Source organism: Cupriavidus necator, from assembly GCF_016127575.1.
Classification (GTDB): Bacteria; Pseudomonadota; Gammaproteobacteria; order Burkholderiales; family Burkholderiaceae; genus Cupriavidus; species Cupriavidus necator_D.
Genome location: NZ_CP066019.1, coordinates 299,926 through 318,227 on the forward strand (window position 1 = coordinate 299,926; position 18,302 = coordinate 318,227).

Genomic DNA, 18,302 nt, shown 5'->3' on the forward strand with positions numbered 1-18,302 from the left:
CGTTGCGTGCAGGCTATGATTTTGCGGGCGCGACGGACGCGCCCTCGATTCCGTGACGCCTGAGAGCGTCCGAAACGAAGCAGGAGGCCTTCATCTGCTCGACGAACCGCCGTAGCCATTCCACGGCTTCAGCGCTGCGGGCTATGGGGAGGCCCATGGCTTGCTGTATGACCATAAACCGGCCCGGCAACAACCTCAGGCCCGCAGTGCGCTTGGCATCTGCTTCCAATTGCTGTCGCACCCCTGCAGCCACGTCCGCGCTTTGCTCCAGGAATGTTTGCACAACGGCCGGGGACGTCGGCGCGCGCACGATGTGTGCATGTTGCAGCGTACGAGTGAGATAAAGATCGTAGGCGCTCCCTTTTCCTACCACGACACGGCGTCCGGCAAGATCGACCTCTTCGTTGGCCTTGACGGTGGATTCCTCCTTCACCAAATACGCGCCTTCGATCAGCACGTAGGGTTCGGAGAATGCGATGCCGGCCCCCCGGACCGGGTCGACGGCAAAGAATCCGAAGTCCGCCTGTTCGGCCGTGACGGCCTCGACCGACTTCCCCGCTGAGTCAAATACGACAAGCTCAAGCGGAACACCCAGGCAACTGGCAAGCTCACGGGCGAGGTCCACTGAAACGCCGAATGGATTGCCGCCGGCATCGAGGTTTGCCAGGATAGGGTTGCCTACGTTGATGGATGCGCGAAGGATTCCCGTCGGCGCAAGCTCCGCTGCGAGCCTTGCATATTGACTTGTCATGATGCTTCCGGCGTGTGCCATTTCAGTTCGTCTTTGCGTTGGCATGTCGATCCAGTAGCGCCTTCACCGCTGGATCCATGGCAATGCCCTTTTCGCGCTGACGCGCCAGCTTGTCGAGTTCGATCTCTCCGGGAACAATGACAGGCTTGCCAGGCTCCGCGGGTGCGCTACCGTGGAGGATCGCCGCAAAGTCTTGCATGCGGGCAGCCAGCCATTGGGCCGATCCCAGTCGCCGGGTATCAACCAGGATAAAGAAATGGCCCAGGTTCTGGGGCTGGTCGGGTGCATCGACCCACGACTTGACGTGAGTCAGGTACGCCGCATCCGACAGCAGTCCTGCGAAAAGATCGACCATCAGTGCCAGTCCATAGCCCTTGTGCCCGCCAATCGGAAGCAGGAAGCCATCGAGGGCAGCCTTGGGATCGGTGGTCCGTCGTCCTTGCGCGTCGGTAGCCCATGAATCCGGGATGGATTGTCCTGCCTTGAGCGCATTGCGAATCTTGGCGCGTGCGGCCACGCTCATGGCCATGTCCAGCAGGAAGTGGCGGCCGTCATGCCCCGGTACGCCGAAACCCAGCGGGCTGTTGCCCAGGCGTGCGTCGCTTCCACCCCATGGCGCGATGGTCGTCGTGGCGTTGCTGCCAATCATGCTGGCGAATCCTGCTTCCGCCGCAATGTAGCTGTACGGTGAAACTGGCCCGAAATGATTGCTGCCCCGGACGAAGGCCATGCCGATGCCGAATTCTTCGGCGACTTCCATGGCGGCGCGCAGCGCCTTCATGCCAGCGAGCGGGCCGACTGCGTTGCCACCATCGACCTTCACCAGCGCTGGCGCGGCGCGCTCGACTGTAATGGTGGGGCGTGCCGAGATACCGCCGGACTGGAGCCGTTCGCCATAGGATTCAATGCGAGACAGTCCATGGGTGCTGAGCCCGAAGAGGTCTGCAAGTACCAGGATGTCAATGACATCGATGGCGTCCCCTTCGGTCAGGCCCAGGCCCTGGAACGCGCGCACTCCGAGCTGGCGGAGTTCGGCTTCGGATACAGTGATTCGATCTTGTTGCATGCTGGATATTCTCGGAAGACTTAGTTTGCCTGGATTCCCGCGCTGCGGATGACGGTGCCCCAGCGTTGTTGCTCGGCACGAATGAATGACGCAAATTCGGCGCTGCCCGCGCCGACAGGCGTGCTTGCGTCCTCGGCAAGTCGTTGTCGCACCAGCGGGGTGGCCAGGGCCTTGACTGCCTCGGCATGCAGGCGGCTGACCACCGGCGTTGGCGTGCGCGCTGGCGCCATCAGCCCAAACCATTGCGAGCTTTCAAATCCCGGGTAGCCTTCCTCGGCAATGGTGGGAACGTTGGGAATCGGCGCGAGGCGCTGTGACGATCCAACGGCGAGGATGCGCAGCTTGCCCGCCTTGGCGTGTTGCAGGATCCCCGCCAGGCCCGCCGATGCGGCGTCGATGTTTCCGGCGAGCAAGTCGGAAATCTGGGCGCCGGTGCCCTTGTATGGCACGTGCACAAGATCGATATGCGCAGTCTGCTTGAGCATCTCGAAGGCAACGTTGCCAGCGCTTCCGTTGCCCGCCGATCCATAGGTCATGGCACCAGGCTTCGTCTTGGCCTGGGCGATGAATGCCTTGATGGAATCGCTATGGACGGTAGGCCCCACCGCGAACACCATCGGCACTTTCGCCAGCAAAGTCACCGGCGTGAAGTCCTTCAGAGGATCGTAGGGAAGCTTGCGCATCATGGCGGGATTGACGGCAAGCGTGCCAACGTGGCCGAGAACCAGTGTGTATCCGTCAGGCGCTGCGCGTGCGGTCTCCTGCATGGCGATGACACCCTGGCCGCCGCCCTTGTTGTCCACCACGATCTGTTGGCCCAGATTCTTCGACATCTCTGCCGCGATGACGCGGGCAATGGCGTCCGAGCTTCCGCCGGGCCCATACGGGACAATCAGCCGGATCGGCCTGGCGGGTGTCCAGGTCTGCGCCTGTGCGGGAATCAGTGCAGTGGCTAGCGGGATCGCGAGGGCGGCTAGGGCGTTACGGCGCGACATGCGCCGTAACGGCTCTTGTACTTTGTTGGGCATTGTGTCTCCTGCTTGGTCAGGACAGTGTTTCGTTCCATCCATAGGGCGAATGATCACGCTGACCGGATTCCAGTGTAAAGTGCAAAGATCACAAGTATTCTTGCGTAAGACACATGAATTTCGATTTGGCGGACTTGCGAGCGTTCCTGGCCGTAGCCGATCTGGGCAGCTTCAAGGCGGCATCCGATGCGATGTTCCTGTCGCAGTCGGCACTGTCGCGTCGCGTCGATAAACTGGAAGAAGCGCTTGGCGTCGCGCTGTTCACGCGGACCACCCGGAAAGTCGAATTGACTACCCTGGGCCGCATGTTTGTGCACAAGGCGCGAAACGTCATCAACGAGCTGGAAGAGGCCATGCTCGGCATCCAGACCGTTGCCGATCGGCTGTCGGGCGAGGTGACGCTTGCATGCGTACCGTCTGCGGTCGGGCATTTCCTGCCCTCTGTCGTGGGGCCGTATCACGAGCGCTATCCGGGGATACGGATCCGCATCATTGACGAGTCTTCCGGGGATGTCCTTCTCGCGGTCACGCGCGGCGATGCGGATTTCGGCCTGACCTATATCGGGACGCAGGAGCCTGACATCGATTTCTGCCCCTTGATTGAAGAGGCGTTCGTTGTCGCCTGTCGCAAGGGGCATCCGCTGGCGACGCGAAGAAGCGTCAAATGGAAAGACCTTGAAGGCTTTGACTACATTACGCTCGCGCAAGGCAGCGGCAACCGCTTCCTGATCGACCAGGCCCTTGCGCGGCTGCCGGTAAGACCGCGATGGTACTGCGAGGTAAATCATGTTCCCGCCTTGGTAAGCCTGGTCCAGGCCGACCTGGGAATCGGTGTTGTGCCTCGAATGGCTTTGCCGCCGAAGTCCAGCAGTGGTCTGCTTGCGATCCCGCTGACTGACCCAGTGATAACTCGAACGTTGGGATTGATCTCGCGACGAGGACGCCCGTTGGCGCCGGCCGCTCAGTTTCTCTTTGACATGCTTATCCGAAGAGGAACAGCGAAACCCTAGGCGCGTGGCACGAAGTTACTGCCGTGTCAGTGACCACCGGTGTCAGAGCACCCATGGTCACTCGGGAAGGAAGCGATGATCGACCGAGAATGGCCGACCCAGGCTCGTCCGGGCGCAGTTTGGCCTTGACGCCATCCACGTTCAGGCCCCCGACGTGATCCATGTGCATATGCGTAATCACGATGTCGGTGACCGCAGCCAGGCCTCGACCGTCGCACGTCTTGTGCAACCATCGTTGCAACCGATTGTAGGCAGCGGGGGCGAACGCCAGTAGCATCGCGAAGGCCCTCAGTATGTTGACCGAACGGCAACAATTGCTCCTGCGTCAGTACGAGCGCATGCGGAAATATCACGAACGCATCCACGCCATGCGTGGCATGCGGATTCACAGACGCGCCGAATCACGCGTGATTGACCCGATCGCACCAGGCGGGCCGGAAGCCGGGAAGCTGCCGGCCCGCTTCTTATTTCGACGCTGGGTAGGCTTCAGGCGGCCCGGTGAACCTCCGCCGCCACCCCGGCCAGCATGAGGTCGAGGTTCTGCACTGCCGCCCCCGAAGCACCCTTGCCGAGGTTGTCGAACACCGCTGCCAACAGCACTTGCCCGTGCTCGCAGTTGGCGAACACGCCCAGGCGCAGGTCGTTGGTGCCGTTCAGTGCCTGCGGGTCGAGGTGAGTAGCGGCGGCCGATTCGGCTAGCGGCATCACCTCGACATGGCGGGCGTTGGCGTAGTGGTCGAGCAGGCAGGCGTGCAGCCTGCCGACGTCCGTGCCGGGTGCCAGCAGGTCCAACTCCAGCGCCACCGTCAGTACGATACCTTGCCGGAAGGCGCCGTAGGCCGGCACGAAGGCGGGGCGCCGTGCCAGGCCCGCGTGCTGCCGGATTTCAGGCGTGTGCTTGTGCGCCAGGTCCAGGCCGTAGACCTGGAAGGGCAGGGCCCGGGTGGCCTCCGGTCCCTCGTAGGTATCGACGGCGATGCGGCCGCCACCCGAATAACCCGACACCGCATGGATGGCGATGGGGTAGTCGTGCGGCAGCAGGCCGGCCTCCGCCAGGGGGCGCAACAGGCCGATCGCCCCGGTGGGATAGCAGCCCGGATTGCTGACGCGCAGCGCGCCCGCGATGCGCTGCGCCTGGCCGGCGGTCATCTCGGGAAAGCCGTAGGTCCAGCCGGGCTGCGTGCGGTGTGCCGAACTGGCGTCGATCACACGCACCGCAGGGTTGACGATGGACGCCACCGCCTCGCGTGCGGCGGAGTCCGGCAGGCACAGGATGGCGATGTCGCAGCCGTTGATGGCGTCGGCGCGGGCGCGCGCATCCTTGCGCTGGCCGGCGGGCAGTGTCAGCAGGCGCAGATCGTCGCGTCCGCGCAGGCGCTCGTGGATCTGAAGGCCGGTGGTGCCCTGGTCGCCGTCGATGAAAACAAGAGGGTAGCGCATGGGATGGATCCTTGGCAGTGGCGTGAAAGTGGCGGCCCCGGCCGGTTCAGCATCAGCTCTGCGTTGGTGCGGCCGGTACAGGAAGCGCCATCTTGCGCCACCGGCTAGAATCGAAGAAGTTGAATTTCATGACGATGAAATTCACGTTTCCTGAACGATATTCCTCGTCAGCAGATACGCCCTTAACCGGAGTGCCGCCCCATGCGCGAGATCAGCCTGGACCGCCTGCGTACCCTCGTCGCCATCGCCGATCTGGGTTCCTTCGCCGAAGCCGCGCGCGCGTTGCACCTGGCTCCGCCCACCGTCAGCCTTCACATTGCCGAGCTGGAAGCCCGTGTCGGTGCGCAACTGCTGACGCGCAGGCGCGGTGAGGTGCGTCCGTCGTCCATTGGCGAGACCCTGGTCGATCGCGCCCGCCGCCTGCTGGCCGATGCCGACCTTGCGCTGGACGACGTGCAGCGTCAGGTGCAGGGGTTGACCGGCCGCGTGCGCCTCGGCGCCTCGACCGGGGCCATCGCCCACCTGCTGCCGCAGGCGCTGGCCATGCTGGCGGAGCGGCATCCCGACATCGACGTGCAGGTGGCCGTGCTTACCTCGGAGGAGACGCTGGCGCGGCTGGCCGCCGGCACGCTGGAGATCGGTCTGGTGGCACTGCCACAGGCGCGCGTGGCGGGGCTGACCATCCGCCCTTGGCGGCGCGATCCGGTACGGGCTTTCCTGCCAGCGAGCTGGCCCTGCCCGGCGCGCATCACGCCGGCCTGGCTGGCAACGCGCCCGCTGATCCTCAATGACGGCACCACGCGCCTGTCGCGCCTGACCGCCGAGTGGTTCGCCAGCGGTGGCCACAGGCCGGCGCCGCGGATTCAGCTCAACTACAACGACGCCATCAAGAGCCTGGTGGCGGCCGGCTATGGCGCGGCCCTGCTGCCACACGAGGTCACCACGCCGGCGCCGGATGCGCGCATAGTGATGCGGCCGCTGCGGCCGGCGTTGTGGCGGCGACTGGGGTTGGCGCACAGCGGGGAGCGGGTAGAACGCGCCACGGAATACGTACGGGAGGCCCTGTGGGCGCTGCGGGCGGGATAGTGCCGTTGGCCACACGTCGGCCGGCGGCTGTGCGCGGCGCCGCCACGCGTTGATCGTGTCCTCGATTGCATTGATGGAGACATTTGCCGCGCCTGTCTGCATGTTGCGGTCATGGGCCCCTCACTGGTGAGCGCCCCAAGCTCAGCGCCCATGGGGCTGCTAGCGACGGGCGGCATAAGCGCCGTGCAGTTTCGGACTAGAATCCTCTGAGGAGGTGTCAGTCATGTCAGCTATCAAGCGCATCGATCCGGGCCATTCCGCCCATCAGGCCGCGCCGCACAGGACCCCCCGCTACCCTGCGGAGCACGTCACGCTGACGGCTGGCTCCAGGAAGAGGCTACGCCCCAGTGTGCCGCATCGAAAGGTCGGGCGCGGCAAGGTCGGCGTCGGCGGCAAGTAGGGACCTGCAGCGGCTGGTCGGCTTCGCGCCCGGCGGCTCGGTCGATGGGCCGGCCGGTCCCGTACAGGCACTCGATCACTTCTTCACGATCGAAGTACGCGCCGGCGCGTGACGTTCAGTTCGTTGCCATAGTCTGTGTCGGCATCAGCGATCACCGGTACCACTACCGACTGCGCGATGACGCGTGAACAAGCTGGGCGTGGGGCAGATCACGCACGATGTGTCGTCGGCGCCGGAGGGTCAGCGTCATTCTTGAACTCGCGTGCACCCTCATCGCACGCCGGCGCGGAGCAGAGTTTGCAGCTACTTGAGCGCTATTGGGTTCGCAGGCTTGTGTTTACAGCGCGAGCGTCTACCGTGAAAGGCGATCCCACAGGAAAGGAGACAGCAATGAAAAAGCTAGCTTTCCTCGCCGCCCTTTCGCTAACGGCCGTTGCGGCGTGGGCGCAGGGCGGTCGCTACGGTTCGCCTCCAACACCGGGGACTGACACTGGCAGGCGCGCGGAGCCAACTGTGCAGGCCGCCAGCGGAGCTTCCGGCGAGAGTGCCAAGAAAGACAAGAGCGAAGCGCACGGCAAGGTTGACCGCAGCAAGGGGCGTGCCGGCGGCCAAGGCGCTTCCGCCGCGGCAACGCGTGGCCGTCCTGCATCGGCGCCCGAGAGCCAGCCCTGAGCTGGCCACCGCGAGTTCTTGTTCCCCAATAGGGATTGCACAACCCTTGACTGGGTGATCGCTTGCGCCTGCCCGCGGGCAGGCGATGCTAAGTATCGTGCCCGGTCAGATCGCGGATGCGGGGGTAGACGTCGGTGCACCAGCGAGGCCCGCAGAACAGATCATAGTGGCCGCACTGGCGGGCCGTGAGGTGCCGCTTGTCGCATGCGGCGATGCCTTGGCACAGATCGTGCGCGGCCTGCGTCTGGCCCCGGCCGGAAATCTCATCCTGTTCGCCCTCGATGGTCAGCAGTGCGGTGGTACGGATGTCCTGTGGCCGTACTGCCTCGCCCCGCACCTGCCAGCTGCCGCGCGCCAACTGAAATTCCTGGAACACGAGCTGGATGGTGTCCAGGTAAAACTCGGCCGCCATGTCGAGCACCGCGTGGTAGGCATCGCAGGCACGCCGGTGCTCCTTGGCACGCACGGGGTCGCAGCGAACGAGATCCAGGCAATAGTCCCAATAAGCCTCCCCCAGACGTTCTGGCTGTGCCGCCGCCAAGCCGGCAAGTTGCAGAAAGCTTGGGCACACCTTGCGTCCGGCACCCGGGTAGGGCTGCGGTACCGCATAGATCAGGTTACGCTGAAACCACGCGAGAGAGTGGCGCGCGGCCAGACGTCCGAGTGCAGTCGGGCTGCGGCGTGCATCGACCGGGCCGCCCACCAGGATGAGGCTCCTGGGCGTCGGCTCACCCGCGCTCGCCAACAGGGAAACCGCAGCCAGCGCTGGCACGGTGGCCTGACAGATGGCCAGCACATGTAGCGGTTCCGCCCCGATCCGACGGATAAAGGCCTGCAGGTGGGCCACCTGGTCATCGAGGTGGAACGGTCCTTCGGCCACCGGCACGCGACGCGCATCGTTCCAATCCGTCACATACACGACATGCTCGGGCAGCAAGGCCTGCACGACTTCACGCAGCATGACGGCATGATGGCCCGCCAGCGGCGCACAGACCAGCACCGGCGGCGTCGGTGCGGTGCAAGGGTCAAGCGCGCCCATGTCGGGTGCGAAGCGCAGCAGCCGGCAAAACGGCCCTTCCACGATGACCTGCTCAGCCACCGCGATGACGTGGCCGTCGCGCCGGATGGCGGTGATGATGCCAAACGACGGCTTCTCGCAGGTCCTGCCGAGCCGGTAGAGCATCTCATAGCCAGCAGCAAAGCACGATGCGCCCGGGACATACGCGAAGGGGCTGGCCGGATCGATGAACGCATTTGCTGCGCTCGCCGCCCATGCGGTGAATGGCGCGAGCAGCGCGCGCTGATACTCGACGAGCTGGTACAGCATGAAGACTCCCGTAGGAACGCGCACAAGATTCCGGCTGGCAATGACATCCGCGCTGTGTTGCTCACGGCGATGGGCATGCTGCCGGGGTCGATGTGCCTCTCCATGGCAACAGGTGTCACCGCGGGGGGGGAACGTGCAGTCATAAACACGGGCCAGGATTTCACTATATGTCGGACAGGCCTTGCTGCAACGCCAAACATCAAGCGCCGCGCCGCTGGCGGGGCCCGCTTGCTTGCGACCCCGTACCGGTCTTCCGCATCCTGTTACGTGAACGGCCGGAATTCGATGGTTCACCGCCGATCCGATAGGGCGTGACCAGCCATCCCGCCGCCGCCATCACACTGGACGCAACGCCTCAAGCATGATGTCAGCCAGGCGCTGCGATACCTCGGACGCGGGTCCCGGCGCGCGCAGCAGCATCAGGGGCATCTTGCCGAGCGGCGGCAATCCTTCGGCAGCCCCAAGTTGCCGCAGCGATGCCGGCAAGCCGTAGGGCGTGCGGACCACCAACCCAAGTCCGGCTGCCGCGGCGGCCCACAGGCCACCAAGGTTGGGGCTGGTGAACGAGACGCGCCAGGGGATTCCGGCGCGGTCCAATGCCGCCGTGGCGGCATCGTGGAAATGGCAGGGCCGGTCGAACGCCGCCAGCGGTATCGGCTGGCCGGGCTCGATGTGCCACGGCAGCGCAGCCGGTCCGACCCAGCACATCGGCGGTTCGCCGACCACGGCGATATCGGCGCCGGGCTCTCTTGCCGTCCGAGCGCCATCCGCGCCGCCCCAGACCAGCGCGAGATCCAGCGTCCGCGCCTGGATGCGGGCGAACAAATCGTGATTGCGCGCCACCATGGCTTCGACCCGGACCTTCGGATGCGCTCGCGCAAACCGCCCCAACACCTCCGGCAGCATTGCCTCGCCGAACTCTTCCTGCAGTCCCAATCGCACGCCGCCGGACAGGTCCACCCCTTTCACGGCCGCGGCAGCTTCGTCGTTCAGGGCAACGATTCTGCGCGCGTAGCCAAGCAGCAGACTCCCCGCCTCGGTAAGTTCCAGGGTCCGGCCGGCCTTGCGAAACAGCGGCGTGCCTGCCATGTCCTCGAGCTTGTGAATCTGCGCACTGACGGCCGAAGTGGAGCGCCCGACCTGCTCCGCAGCGCGCGCGAAGCTGCCCAGGTCGATGCCGGCGATCAAGCTGCGCAGCGCGGCAATATCAAGATTCGACGTCATGGCAATCGTGCGGAAAAACGAAACAATTGGTCCCAAACTTTCTGATTTTCAAGACGAATATTGGTTGCAATACTGACGCCCTGTCAACAGCCTTATCGGAGGGCCGTCGTGGCCGAGTCCGTCTGTTTTGCCCGCCCTGGTGGCAATTCCCTCGCGGCTTCCGCCGCTTCGCATCGCTGGAAAGTGTTGGGCGTCGGCGTTGCCGCGAACGCCAGCTTCATCGCTGCCGCCAACGGGTTGCCCGCCACCGCGGTGTGGCTGCGCAGCGCCTATCAGATCGACAACGGGGGGCTTGGCCTGCTGCTTGGTGCGTTGGGCATCGGCGCCGCGTTGTCCGAACTGCCGTGGGGCGCAGCGGCCGACCGGTGGGGCGACCGTCGCGTCCTGCTGTACGGGCTCGGCGCCACCGCTCTCATACTGGCGGTGATGGCACTGTTCCTGGCCCCAAGGCCGGATCGCGTGCCGTCCTTGCCGGTGGCGATGGCCTGCATGGCGCTGCTGGGACTGGCGGGCGGCAGCGTCAACGGGGCCAGCGGGCGGGCGGTGATGCGATGGTTCGCCGACGGCGAGCGCGGCCTGGCGATGAGTATCCGCCAGACGGCGGTGCCCCTCGGCGGCGGGCTAGGGGCGCTCGTGTTGCCGTGGCTGGCCTTTGCCATGGGCTTTCGCTGGGTGTACGCAGTCCTGGCCGCGTTCTGCCTTGCCTCTGCCTGGCTGACCTGGCGATGGCTGCACGAACCCACGCATCTCGCTGCCCCCGCGTCGGCACGACGCCATGCGCATGACAATGCCAGCCCGTTGCGCAGCCTGCGGGTCTGGCGCATTGCGTTGGCCATCGGCATCCTGTGCGCGCCCCAGTTCGCGGTCTTGAGCTTCGCCTCGGTGTTCCTGCACGATGCGGCCCATGTGGCTGTGTCGGGCATCGCCGCCACCCTTTGCGCTGTGCAGCTCGGCGCGATGGCGATGCGGATCTGGAGCGGCCGCCATACCGATCGGCGTGGCAACCGCCGTGCATGGCTGCGCCATTGCACGCTGATCGCCGCGCTGATGTTCGTGCCGCTGGCCCTCTGCGCGGCGGTCGGGCAGGGTGTTCCTGCGACGCTGACCATGGTCGCGGTCGTGCTGGCTGGCATCGCGGTTTCGGCCTGGCATGGGGTTGCCTACACCGAACTGGCGACGCAGGCGGGCGCGGAGCGGGCGGGTACGGCCCTCGGACTGGCCAATACGCTGGTCTTCGCCGCGTACTTCGCTGCCCCTGCGGCGATTCCGCTACTGCTCGATAGCGGCGGCTGGGCCGGCGTCTGGCTCCTGGCCGGGGCCTGCGCGGCGACGGCGTGGCCGCTTTTTCCCCGGGCTGGCGATGGTCCCGGCAACTGACTGACGTTTCCAGTCACTGCTTCGACCGGCGAGCAGCTTCCCATTAATAGGCATGCGCAGGGTTCTGAAAAGGAGAACCACTGCGACGGGATTTCGGAACTCGCCATATCAATCACGAGGCGCTCAATGGCGACCTTCGCGCTGAATCCTGTAAAGCTCATGCCTGGGTCCCACCATTTCAGGCGATGACCTTCTACACTGCGGCAGGCTGCTCGCGCAGGCGACGGGCTTCGTCGCGCAGGAACTGCTGGTAATCGTCCAGATCGCCGTCGAAGGGCTCGACGCCGCCCTTGGTGACCAGCCAGAACTCATCGCATACGGCGCGCAGCAGGGCCCGGTCGTGACTGACCAGCATCACTGTGCCTTCGAATTCGTTGAGCGCCATGCCTAGCGCTTCGCGGGTGGCCAGGTCGAGGTGGTTGGTAGGCTCGTCGAGCAGCAGCAGGTTGGGACGCTGCCACACGATCATGCACAACACGAGCCGCGCCTTCTCGCCGCCGCTCATCGTGCTAACCGCCTGATGGACCATGTCGCCACTGAAGTTGAAGGTGCCGAGGAAGGTGCGAAGGGATTGTTCGGTGCCACTCTGGCCGGGAGCGCGCATGTGCGCCGGCGTGTCCTTGGCAAGGCGGATCATGTGCTCCATCGGCGTGTCGAGCGGGCGCAGCACGTCGAGTTCCTGCTGTGCGAAGTAGCCGATATTCAGGCCTTTGCCTTCGCTGATTTCGCCGGCAATCGGTGCCAGCGCGTGCGCCACCGTCTTCACCAGCGTGGACTTTCCTTGGCCGTTGGCACCGAGAATGCCGATGCGCTGCCCGGCCAGCACGGAACGGTTGATGCCCCGCACGATGATCGTGGGCGGCGTGCCCGGCAGTGCGCCGGTCGGCGCCGGGTAGCCAAAGCTCGCGTCCAGCATCGACAACAGCGGGTTCGGGACGTTGAGCGGCTCCTTGAACTCGAAGTTGAACTCTGCGTCGGCAAGTACCGGTGCGATCTTCTCCATGCGTTCGAGCGCCTTGACCCGGCTCTGCGCCTGCTTCGCCTTCGAGGCCTTGGCCTTGAAACGGTCGATGAATTTCTGCAGGTGGGCGATCTTGTCCGCCTGCCTGGCCAGCGCGGCCTGCTGCAATACGAGTTGCTCAGCGCGCATGTCTTCGAATTTGCTGTAGTTGCCGCCATAACGCACGAGCTTGGCGTTGTCGACGTGCACCGTCACCTGCGTCACCGCATCGAGGAATTCGCGGTCGTGGCTGATCACTACCAGGGTTCCCTGATAGCGCTTGAGCCAGGCTTCCAGCCAGACCAGCGCGTCGAGGTCGAGGTGATTGGTCGGCTCGTCGAGCAGCAGCAGGTCGGACGGGCACATGAGCGCGCGCGCCAGTTGCAGTCGCATGCGCCAGCCGCCGGAGAAACTGTTGACCGGCTGACTAAGCTGCGCAGCACTGAAGCCAAGGCCGAGGATCAGCGCTTGGGCACGCGCGGGGGCATCGTGTGCACCGGCGTCGTGCAGGGCCATGTAGGCGTGCGCCATGCGCATGCCGTCGTCGCTGACCTCGGCGGCGGCTACTTCGGCCTGCGCGGCCAACAGCACGGTATCACCCTCGACTACGAAGTCGGTCGCGCTCTGCCCGGTCTCCGGCATCTCCTGCGCGACCTGGCCCATCTTCCATGCAGCGGGAATCGAGAACTCACCGCTGTCTTCGTGTAGCGTCCCGTTGAGAAGGCCGAAGAAGGATGACTTGCCGGCGCCATTGCGGCCGACAAGACCAATCTTTTCGCCGGGGTTGAAGGTGACGGACGCGCGGTCGAGTACGACATTGACGCCGCGGCGCAGCGTGACATTACGGACGGAAATCATAGGGAGCTACTTCAGAGAGGATTCGCATGATAGCCGACCGGATGTGCAGGGCTGTAGTCTGATGCGTTGACGTTTGCGCTCATGGCTGAGATCCATCCTGTAGCGGGGGCATGCCCGCGGGGGAGGGTTTCCCCCGCGGAGGGGACGATCATGCGATCAGCGCGTTGGCGACGATCGCTGCCGCCGCTACGCTGGACGTGCTGATGGCCAGCCAGCATCCCAGCAGGAAGGCGCCGTTGGCCACGCTTCGACCTGGAATCATCTTGTGTGCTCCGAGGGATGGCTGGTGGCGGACATGCATCAGCGCTCGATGACCGGTGCGTGCACGGGAGCCAGCGATTCGTGCGTGGTTGCCGTGCGTTGCGCGGCTTTGTGGACCATCGTATAGGCATAGTCGACCCCCATGCCATAGGCGCCCGAGTGCTCCTTGACCACGGCCATCACGTCGTCGTACGTCTCGCGGTTCTTCCAGTCGCGTTGCCATTCCAGCATGACCTGTTGCCAGGTCACGGGCACCACGCCTGCCTGGACCATGCGCTGCATGGCGTAGTCATGAGCTTCCTTGGTCGTGCCGCCCGAAGCGTCGGCCACCATATAGATCTCGTAGTCGCCCTCAAGCATTGCGCACAACGCGAAGGTAGTGTTGCAGACCTCGGTCCACAGGCCGGCCACGACGATTTTCTTGCGGCCATTGGCGGCCAGCGCGTCGCGCACCTTCTGGTCGTCCCAGGAGTTCATCGAGGTGCGTTCGAGCGTTTGCTTGCCGGGGAAGACGTCGAGCAGTTCGGGGTAGGTATAGCCGGAGAATGAATCGCTCTCGACCGTGGTGATGGTGGTCGGCACATCGAAGATCTTCGCTGCCTTGGCCAGGCCCACGACGTTGTTCTTCATGGTCTGGCGGTCCATCGACTGCACACCAAAAGCCATCTGGGGCTGGTGGTCGATGATGATCAGTTGGCTGTTGCGCGGGGTCAGGACTTCCAGCTTGGCGTTCGACATGCTGCTCTCTCCGATGAAATTTATTCAATGATCTTGAGTTCTCGTTGGGCGGCGCTTTGTTCGCTGTGTTGCGTTGTCGTGCCGTCCATGTGACGAACTATAGCGGAGGAAAGTGCGGAGGCAGTCAGCCAGAGTTGTAAGTATTATTCAAAAAATTTGATTAAATCGGGACATGTACGACCCTGGCTCCGGTGGGCGTTTGGTTCCTGAAGCCCGCGAGCGTGGCGGGCTCCGACATGGAGGAGATCGAAAATGACCGCCAGCGGCGCGGCACCAGGCGAACCAGGCAAGCCCGGTCGAGTTAGCATTCAGTATCTGATTGATCTTCGTCCGCCCTCCGACTTTCTCCCGACGCTACTCAGGCGCCATCTGCGGGTCGCGCGGCCCCATGGCGATGCCGTAAGATTCCGAGGGAGCCGGACACACCGGATCCTGGCGCCAACGAAGCTCGACCTTCCCTTCCCGCGGGCCGCCACCACGCCGAGCACCTTTCTGACCTAGTCCAATGTGGAAGTTTCGACATGACCAGACTCTTTGCCGCAAGAGCAGCCTGCCTTGGCGAGTTGGGGAGGCAGGGAGAGAGCGGCACGCCCGCGGCAGGGCCTGCCACGCTCTGATGCTGCTTCTGCTTGCGGGACTCAGTGCCTGTGGGTCGCTTTCTCACAATGCTCCGCGCAATCTGCCTCAGGCAGCGGCTGGCAGCGCATCCGCGACCATGCGCGAACCCACCGACGTCGTTGGCCCGACAACCGTCGCCATGTCGTTCTCTGGCGGTGGCACGCGAGCCGCAGCTTTCGCCTTCGGCGCGCTGCAGGGGCTCGACGCCATGAGAGGTCCCGGGGGCGCGTCCCTGCTCGACGACGTCTCATTTATCAGCAGCGTGTCCGGAGGCTCCATCACCGCGGCGTACTACGGTCTGCACGGCAAGGCCAGCCTGGCGACCTTTCGATCAGTGCTCTTGAAGGACGGAGAGGCGGGACTTCGCTTCAGTCTCCTGAATCCGGTCAACCTTGCGCGCCTCTTCGCGGGAGGCCTCAACAATCGGGAAGATCTCCAGACATGGCTCGACGAAGACGTGTTCAAGGGCGCGACGTTCGCCGACATGTTCCGCCGCGGCAAGCCGCTCGTCTGGATCAACGCCACGAACGTCTACTACCGGGTCGCGTTCCCGTTCAGCCAGCTGGCATTCGATGCGCTATGCAGTGATCTCGCGAGCTTTCCCGTTTCCGAGGCCGTCGCCGCATCCATGGCGGTCCCGCTCTTCTTCGCACCGATCGTCCTTCAAAAATATCCCGAGGCTTGCAGTACACCGCTGCCGAACCTTGACCACGCCCAGAGGCCCGGGCAATCGCTGCTGCTTGGCGCGTTGGCAACCGCCGTTCGCGGTCACCGGGACACTTCGAAGGGAAAGTACATCAAGCTGGTCGACGGTGGGGTGACCGACAACTACGGCCTGGCCACAATTTTGCAATCGCGCCTGCTGCTGGGCACGGCTTACGGTCCCATGAGCGAGAACGACGCGATCAATGTGCGGCGGCTACTCTTCATCGTTGTTGACGCCGGTCAGGGCCCGCGCGGCGATTGGAACCAAAGCCCGGGTGGCCCATCCGGAATCGAAGTCGCAAGCGCAGCCATCGACGCGGGAATGGCGACCAGCGTTCGAATGACCTATGACGCCTTCGTTCCCATGATGCAACGGTGGCGCGATGATCTCGTGGCGTATCGGTGTGCGCTGCCGCATTCCCGGCAGCAGGAGATCGCTGCACGCCGCCCAGGCTGGCGGTGCAATGAAGTCGAATTCTTCGTCACGCGGATCTCGTTTGAGGCCCTCGACAAGGAGCGAGCTGCAAGCCTGAACGATCTGCCGACCAGGCTTCGACTGCCCGAGAAGGACGTCGATCGCCTGATCGAAGCGGGAAGGGATGTCATCCTTGGCAACCCGGTGATCCGCGAGTTCGAGCGCGAATCGACCGAGGCGCGATAGTCCCGCGGCACGCGGCGTGGGTGAGGCCGCGTTCTTGCTGCTCGGCCGCGGCGCTCTGACGGTGGCATGCGTCCGGCATGGCGAGAACGCCCGGTACTCCGTTCACGCCAGCCGCCCTCCATGCACCGGTGCACCGCCCACCGACATGTCGGCGCACAGGATCGTCCCGGTGGTCGACTCGGTCATGAGTAGCGTGGCGCCCTCGGTGCCGCCAAAGCACAGATTGGTCAGCGATGTGCCATCCGGGCTACGAATCACCTCCACAGGCTCGGCGCGATGATTGAGCACCCAGACATAGCCAAGTCCGGGATTGGCCACCAGCAGATGGCCATCCGATCTCATTGCCAGACCGTCGGGGCCGCTCGGGCCGTAAGAGGTAAAGAACTGCCCGACCTTGCTGACCGAACCGTCGGCCTGCAACGGCACGCGCCATACGCTGTTGCCGCGGGTCATCGCGACGAACAGCACCTTCTCGTCAGGCGACAGGACGACACCGTTCGGGCTCGGTGCGTTGTCCAGCAGGACGTCCAGCTTGCCGTCGGGCGTCAGCCGATAGACGCGGCCCGTCGGATCGTGCAAGCCGGTCTGGCCCTGGTCGGTGAAGTAGAGGTTGCCCTGCGAATCGAAGGTCAGGTCGTTGACGCCCCGGAAGCGTTCGGAATTCCTGCGCTCGAGAAACGGGGTGACGGTTCCCGACTTTGCATCCAGACGCACCAGGCCGTTGCGATAATCAGTGATCAGGAAGTCACCGCTGGCCAGGCGCTTCATGCCATTCGGTTCACCGTCATACTCGGCAACAAGCTCCCAGTCGCCCTGCATCGAAACACGGAAAATGCGGCCGTAGGGGATGTCCGTTACCCAGAGTTGGCCATCGGCCCAGACCGGCCCCTCCAGGAATGAGTCGATCGTCGCCCCGCCGCGATTGGCGTGTGCCCACGCGTTGTCAGGGTCGTGCCGACGGAACGACTCCGGAAGCCGGGTGAGCACCTGTGCATCGCGTACGGCCGGTTGCTGAAGTAGGAACATCGCCGCTCCTGGTTATTGCTTCTCAATATGCGCCTTTTGCGCAACCGTTGCCCATTGCGCGGTTTCGCGCTGGATCAGCTGCGCGAACGCGGGGCTGTCCAGGTTGCCCGGCTGCGACCCCATCTGCGCAAGGAATGCCTTCATGTCGGGCGCCTGGAGCGCCTTCTGGATTTCCGTTTGCAGGCGCGTAATGACATCGTTCGGCGTGCCCTTTGGCGCGGCAAGGCCTGACCAGTTGAACAGGCTGAAGTTGGGTACACCAGCTTCAGCGAACGTAGGGACGCCCGGGAACACATCCACCCTGGTCTTGCCACTGATGCCCAGCAGACGCATCTGATTACCCTTGACCGGCGCCAGCGCGGTCGGGGTCGACACGACCAGCAGATCCACGCTACCGGACAGCAGCCCGACCATGGCCTCGCCAGCCCCCTTGTACGGCACATGCATCAGCTTGATACCTGCGGCCTGTTGGAACGCCTCGGCAGAAAAATGCGGCGAACTACCGGGGCCGCCGGTGCCAAACGTCACTTCTCCGGGATGCGCCTTGGCATAGCTGATGAGGGAGGCCAGGTCCTTGAAGCGCGAATCGGCCTTGACGCCAAGCACCACCGGCGAAAATGCGAACGGCGCGATAGGGATCAGAGCTGTCTGATGGTCCCAGTTCAGTTTCTTGAAGACATAGGGGAGGGTGGTATAGGAGTTGTCGTTCGCCAGAAGCGTGTAGCCATCGGCGGGTGCGTTCACGACCAGGGACGTGCCGATCGTGCCGGACGCGCCCGGTTTGTTCTCCACGACGAAGCTCTGCCCTGTCTGCACGGAGAGCTTCTGCGCAACCTTGCGCGTCACGACGTCGACGGCGCCGCCGGGAGGATTCGGCACGATGATGCGGACCGGTTTGTCCGGGTACGCCGCCACAGCGGACAGGCTGACAAGCAGCGTCGTTGCTGCCACCAGGCAGCCAATGGTTCGATAAAACACCTTTGTCTCCTTGTGCTGGGGGGAGGCCTGACTGTCCGTCGGCTCCTCCCGCGACACTTCTGTTCTAGTTGATGAT

At 64.4% G+C, this 18,302-nt stretch carries 14 protein-coding genes and 1 pseudogene; 4 read left to right on the plus strand and 11 right to left on the minus strand.

Annotation, left to right across the window (positions count from 1 at the left end; all coding sequences use genetic code 11):
• Positions 1–13: 13 nt before the first annotated feature.
• From I6H87_RS20400 to I6H87_RS20410, 3 genes are read right to left on the minus strand one after another with little or no spacing between them, the layout of a single operon-like run.
• Positions 14–751, minus strand: coding sequence for an ABC transporter substrate-binding protein (locus tag I6H87_RS20400; protein WP_011616500.1), 738 nt, complete (start codon positions 749–751; stop codon positions 14–16).
• Between the two features lie 22 nt (positions 752–773).
• Positions 774–1,817, minus strand: a complete 1,044-nt coding sequence (locus I6H87_RS20405; protein ID WP_010812595.1) for an Ldh family oxidoreductase — start codon at positions 1,815–1,817, stop codon at positions 774–776.
• A gap of 20 nt (positions 1,818–1,837) precedes the next feature.
• Positions 1,838–2,845 (minus strand): Bug family tripartite tricarboxylate transporter substrate binding protein, encoded by a 1,008-nt coding sequence (locus I6H87_RS20410; RefSeq protein WP_011616501.1) that lies wholly within the window; start codon positions 2,843–2,845, stop codon positions 1,838–1,840.
• Positions 2,846–2,958: 113 nt separating this feature from the next.
• Here I6H87_RS20410 and I6H87_RS20415 point away from each other — a divergent pair, with 113 nt between their 5' ends.
• Positions 2,959–3,855, plus strand: a complete 897-nt coding sequence (locus I6H87_RS20415; RefSeq protein WP_010812593.1) for a LysR family transcriptional regulator — start codon at positions 2,959–2,961, stop codon at positions 3,853–3,855.
• A 106-nt stretch (positions 3,856–3,961) separates the two neighbouring features.
• Here the strand turns inward: I6H87_RS20415 and I6H87_RS20420 are convergent.
• Together I6H87_RS20420 and argC are read right to left on the minus strand one after the other, a co-directional pair.
• A pseudogene (locus I6H87_RS20420) lies at positions 3,962–4,066 on the minus strand (MBL fold metallo-hydrolase); the annotation flags it as partial.
• Positions 4,067–4,341: 275 nt separating this feature from the next.
• Positions 4,342–5,295, minus strand: coding sequence for an N-acetyl-gamma-glutamyl-phosphate reductase (argC, locus tag I6H87_RS20425; protein WP_011616502.1), 954 nt, complete (start codon positions 5,293–5,295; stop codon positions 4,342–4,344).
• 201 nt (positions 5,296–5,496) lie between these two features.
• Here argC and I6H87_RS20430 point away from each other — a divergent pair, with 201 nt between their 5' ends.
• Positions 5,497–6,381, plus strand: a complete 885-nt coding sequence (locus tag I6H87_RS20430) for a LysR family transcriptional regulator (RefSeq protein WP_011616503.1) — start codon at positions 5,497–5,499, stop codon at positions 6,379–6,381.
• A gap of 1,160 nt (positions 6,382–7,541) precedes the next feature.
• Here the strand turns inward: I6H87_RS20430 and phaZ are convergent.
• Complete coding sequence (gene phaZ, locus I6H87_RS20435; protein ID WP_011616504.1) at positions 7,542–8,780, minus strand: polyhydroxyalkanoate depolymerase; 1,239 nt, start codon at positions 8,778–8,780, stop codon at positions 7,542–7,544.
• 336 nt (positions 8,781–9,116) lie between these two features.
• On the minus strand, positions 9,117–10,004 hold the full coding sequence (locus tag I6H87_RS20440; protein WP_010812588.1) for a LysR substrate-binding domain-containing protein: 888 nt from the start codon (positions 10,002–10,004) through the stop codon (positions 9,117–9,119).
• A 108-nt stretch (positions 10,005–10,112) separates the two neighbouring features.
• Between I6H87_RS20440 and I6H87_RS20445 the strand changes: the two genes are divergently transcribed.
• Positions 10,113–11,381, plus strand: coding sequence for an MFS transporter (locus I6H87_RS20445; RefSeq protein ID WP_011616505.1), 1,269 nt, complete (start codon positions 10,113–10,115; stop codon positions 11,379–11,381).
• Positions 11,382–11,574: 193 nt separating this feature from the next.
• Here I6H87_RS20445 and I6H87_RS20450 read toward each other — a convergent pair whose 3' ends face one another.
• Complete coding sequence (locus I6H87_RS20450) at positions 11,575–13,239, minus strand: ABC-F family ATP-binding cassette domain-containing protein (RefSeq protein ID WP_010812586.1); 1,665 nt, start codon at positions 13,237–13,239, stop codon at positions 11,575–11,577.
• Positions 13,240–13,539: 300 nt separating this feature from the next.
• Complete coding sequence (locus I6H87_RS20455; protein WP_010812585.1) at positions 13,540–14,238, minus strand: hydrolase; 699 nt, start codon at positions 14,236–14,238, stop codon at positions 13,540–13,542.
• A gap of 715 nt (positions 14,239–14,953) precedes the next feature.
• Between I6H87_RS20455 and I6H87_RS20460 the strand changes: the two genes are divergently transcribed.
• Positions 14,954–16,222 (plus strand): patatin-like phospholipase family protein, encoded by a 1,269-nt coding sequence (locus I6H87_RS20460; protein ID WP_010812584.1) that lies wholly within the window; start codon positions 14,954–14,956, stop codon positions 16,220–16,222.
• 102 nt (positions 16,223–16,324) lie between these two features.
• Here I6H87_RS20460 and I6H87_RS20465 read toward each other — a convergent pair whose 3' ends face one another.
• Together I6H87_RS20465 and I6H87_RS20470 are read right to left on the minus strand one after the other, a co-directional pair.
• The gene (locus tag I6H87_RS20465) at positions 16,325–17,248 is read right to left on the minus strand and encodes an SMP-30/gluconolactonase/LRE family protein (protein WP_011616506.1); all 924 of its coding nucleotides are present in this window, start codon (positions 17,246–17,248) and stop codon (positions 16,325–16,327) included.
• A gap of 12 nt (positions 17,249–17,260) precedes the next feature.
• A complete protein-coding gene (locus I6H87_RS20470) occupies positions 17,261–18,226 on the minus strand; it encodes a Bug family tripartite tricarboxylate transporter substrate binding protein (protein ID WP_011616507.1) in 966 nt (321 codons plus the stop codon).
• Between the last annotated feature and the right edge of the window lie 76 nt (positions 18,227–18,302).

Excerpts from the sequence above, each read along its gene's own strand:
- I6H87_RS20460 (WP_010812584.1), top strand. The coding sequence starts at position 14,954 with ATGCGCGAACCCACCGACGTCGTTGGCCCGACAACCGTCGCCATGTCG.
- argC (WP_011616502.1), bottom strand. The coding sequence starts at position 5,295 with ATGCGCTACCCTCTTGTTTTCATCGACGGCGACCAGGGCACCACCGGC.
- I6H87_RS20405 (WP_010812595.1), bottom strand. The coding sequence starts at position 1,817 with ATGCAACAAGATCGAATCACTGTATCCGAAGCCGAACTCCGCCAGCTC.
- I6H87_RS20450 (WP_010812586.1), bottom strand. The coding sequence starts at position 13,239 with ATGATTTCCGTCCGTAATGTCACGCTGCGCCGCGGCGTCAATGTCGTA.
- I6H87_RS20415 (WP_010812593.1), top strand. The coding sequence starts at position 2,959 with ATGAATTTCGATTTGGCGGACTTGCGAGCGTTCCTGGCCGTAGCCGAT.
- I6H87_RS20465 (WP_011616506.1), bottom strand. The coding sequence starts at position 17,248 with ATGTTCCTACTTCAGCAACCGGCCGTACGCGATGCACAGGTGCTCACC.
- I6H87_RS20410 (WP_011616501.1), bottom strand. The coding sequence starts at position 2,845 with ATGCCCAACAAAGTACAAGAGCCGTTACGGCGCATGTCGCGCCGTAAC.
- I6H87_RS20440 (WP_010812588.1), bottom strand. The coding sequence starts at position 10,004 with ATGACGTCGAATCTTGATATTGCCGCGCTGCGCAGCTTGATCGCCGGC.
- I6H87_RS20430 (WP_011616503.1), top strand. The coding sequence starts at position 5,497 with ATGCGCGAGATCAGCCTGGACCGCCTGCGTACCCTCGTCGCCATCGCC.
- phaZ (WP_011616504.1), bottom strand. The coding sequence starts at position 8,780 with ATGCTGTACCAGCTCGTCGAGTATCAGCGCGCGCTGCTCGCGCCATTC.
- I6H87_RS20455 (WP_010812585.1), bottom strand. The coding sequence starts at position 14,238 with ATGTCGAACGCCAAGCTGGAAGTCCTGACCCCGCGCAACAGCCAACTG.
- I6H87_RS20400 (WP_011616500.1), bottom strand. The coding sequence starts at position 751 with ATGACAAGTCAATATGCAAGGCTCGCAGCGGAGCTTGCGCCGACGGGA.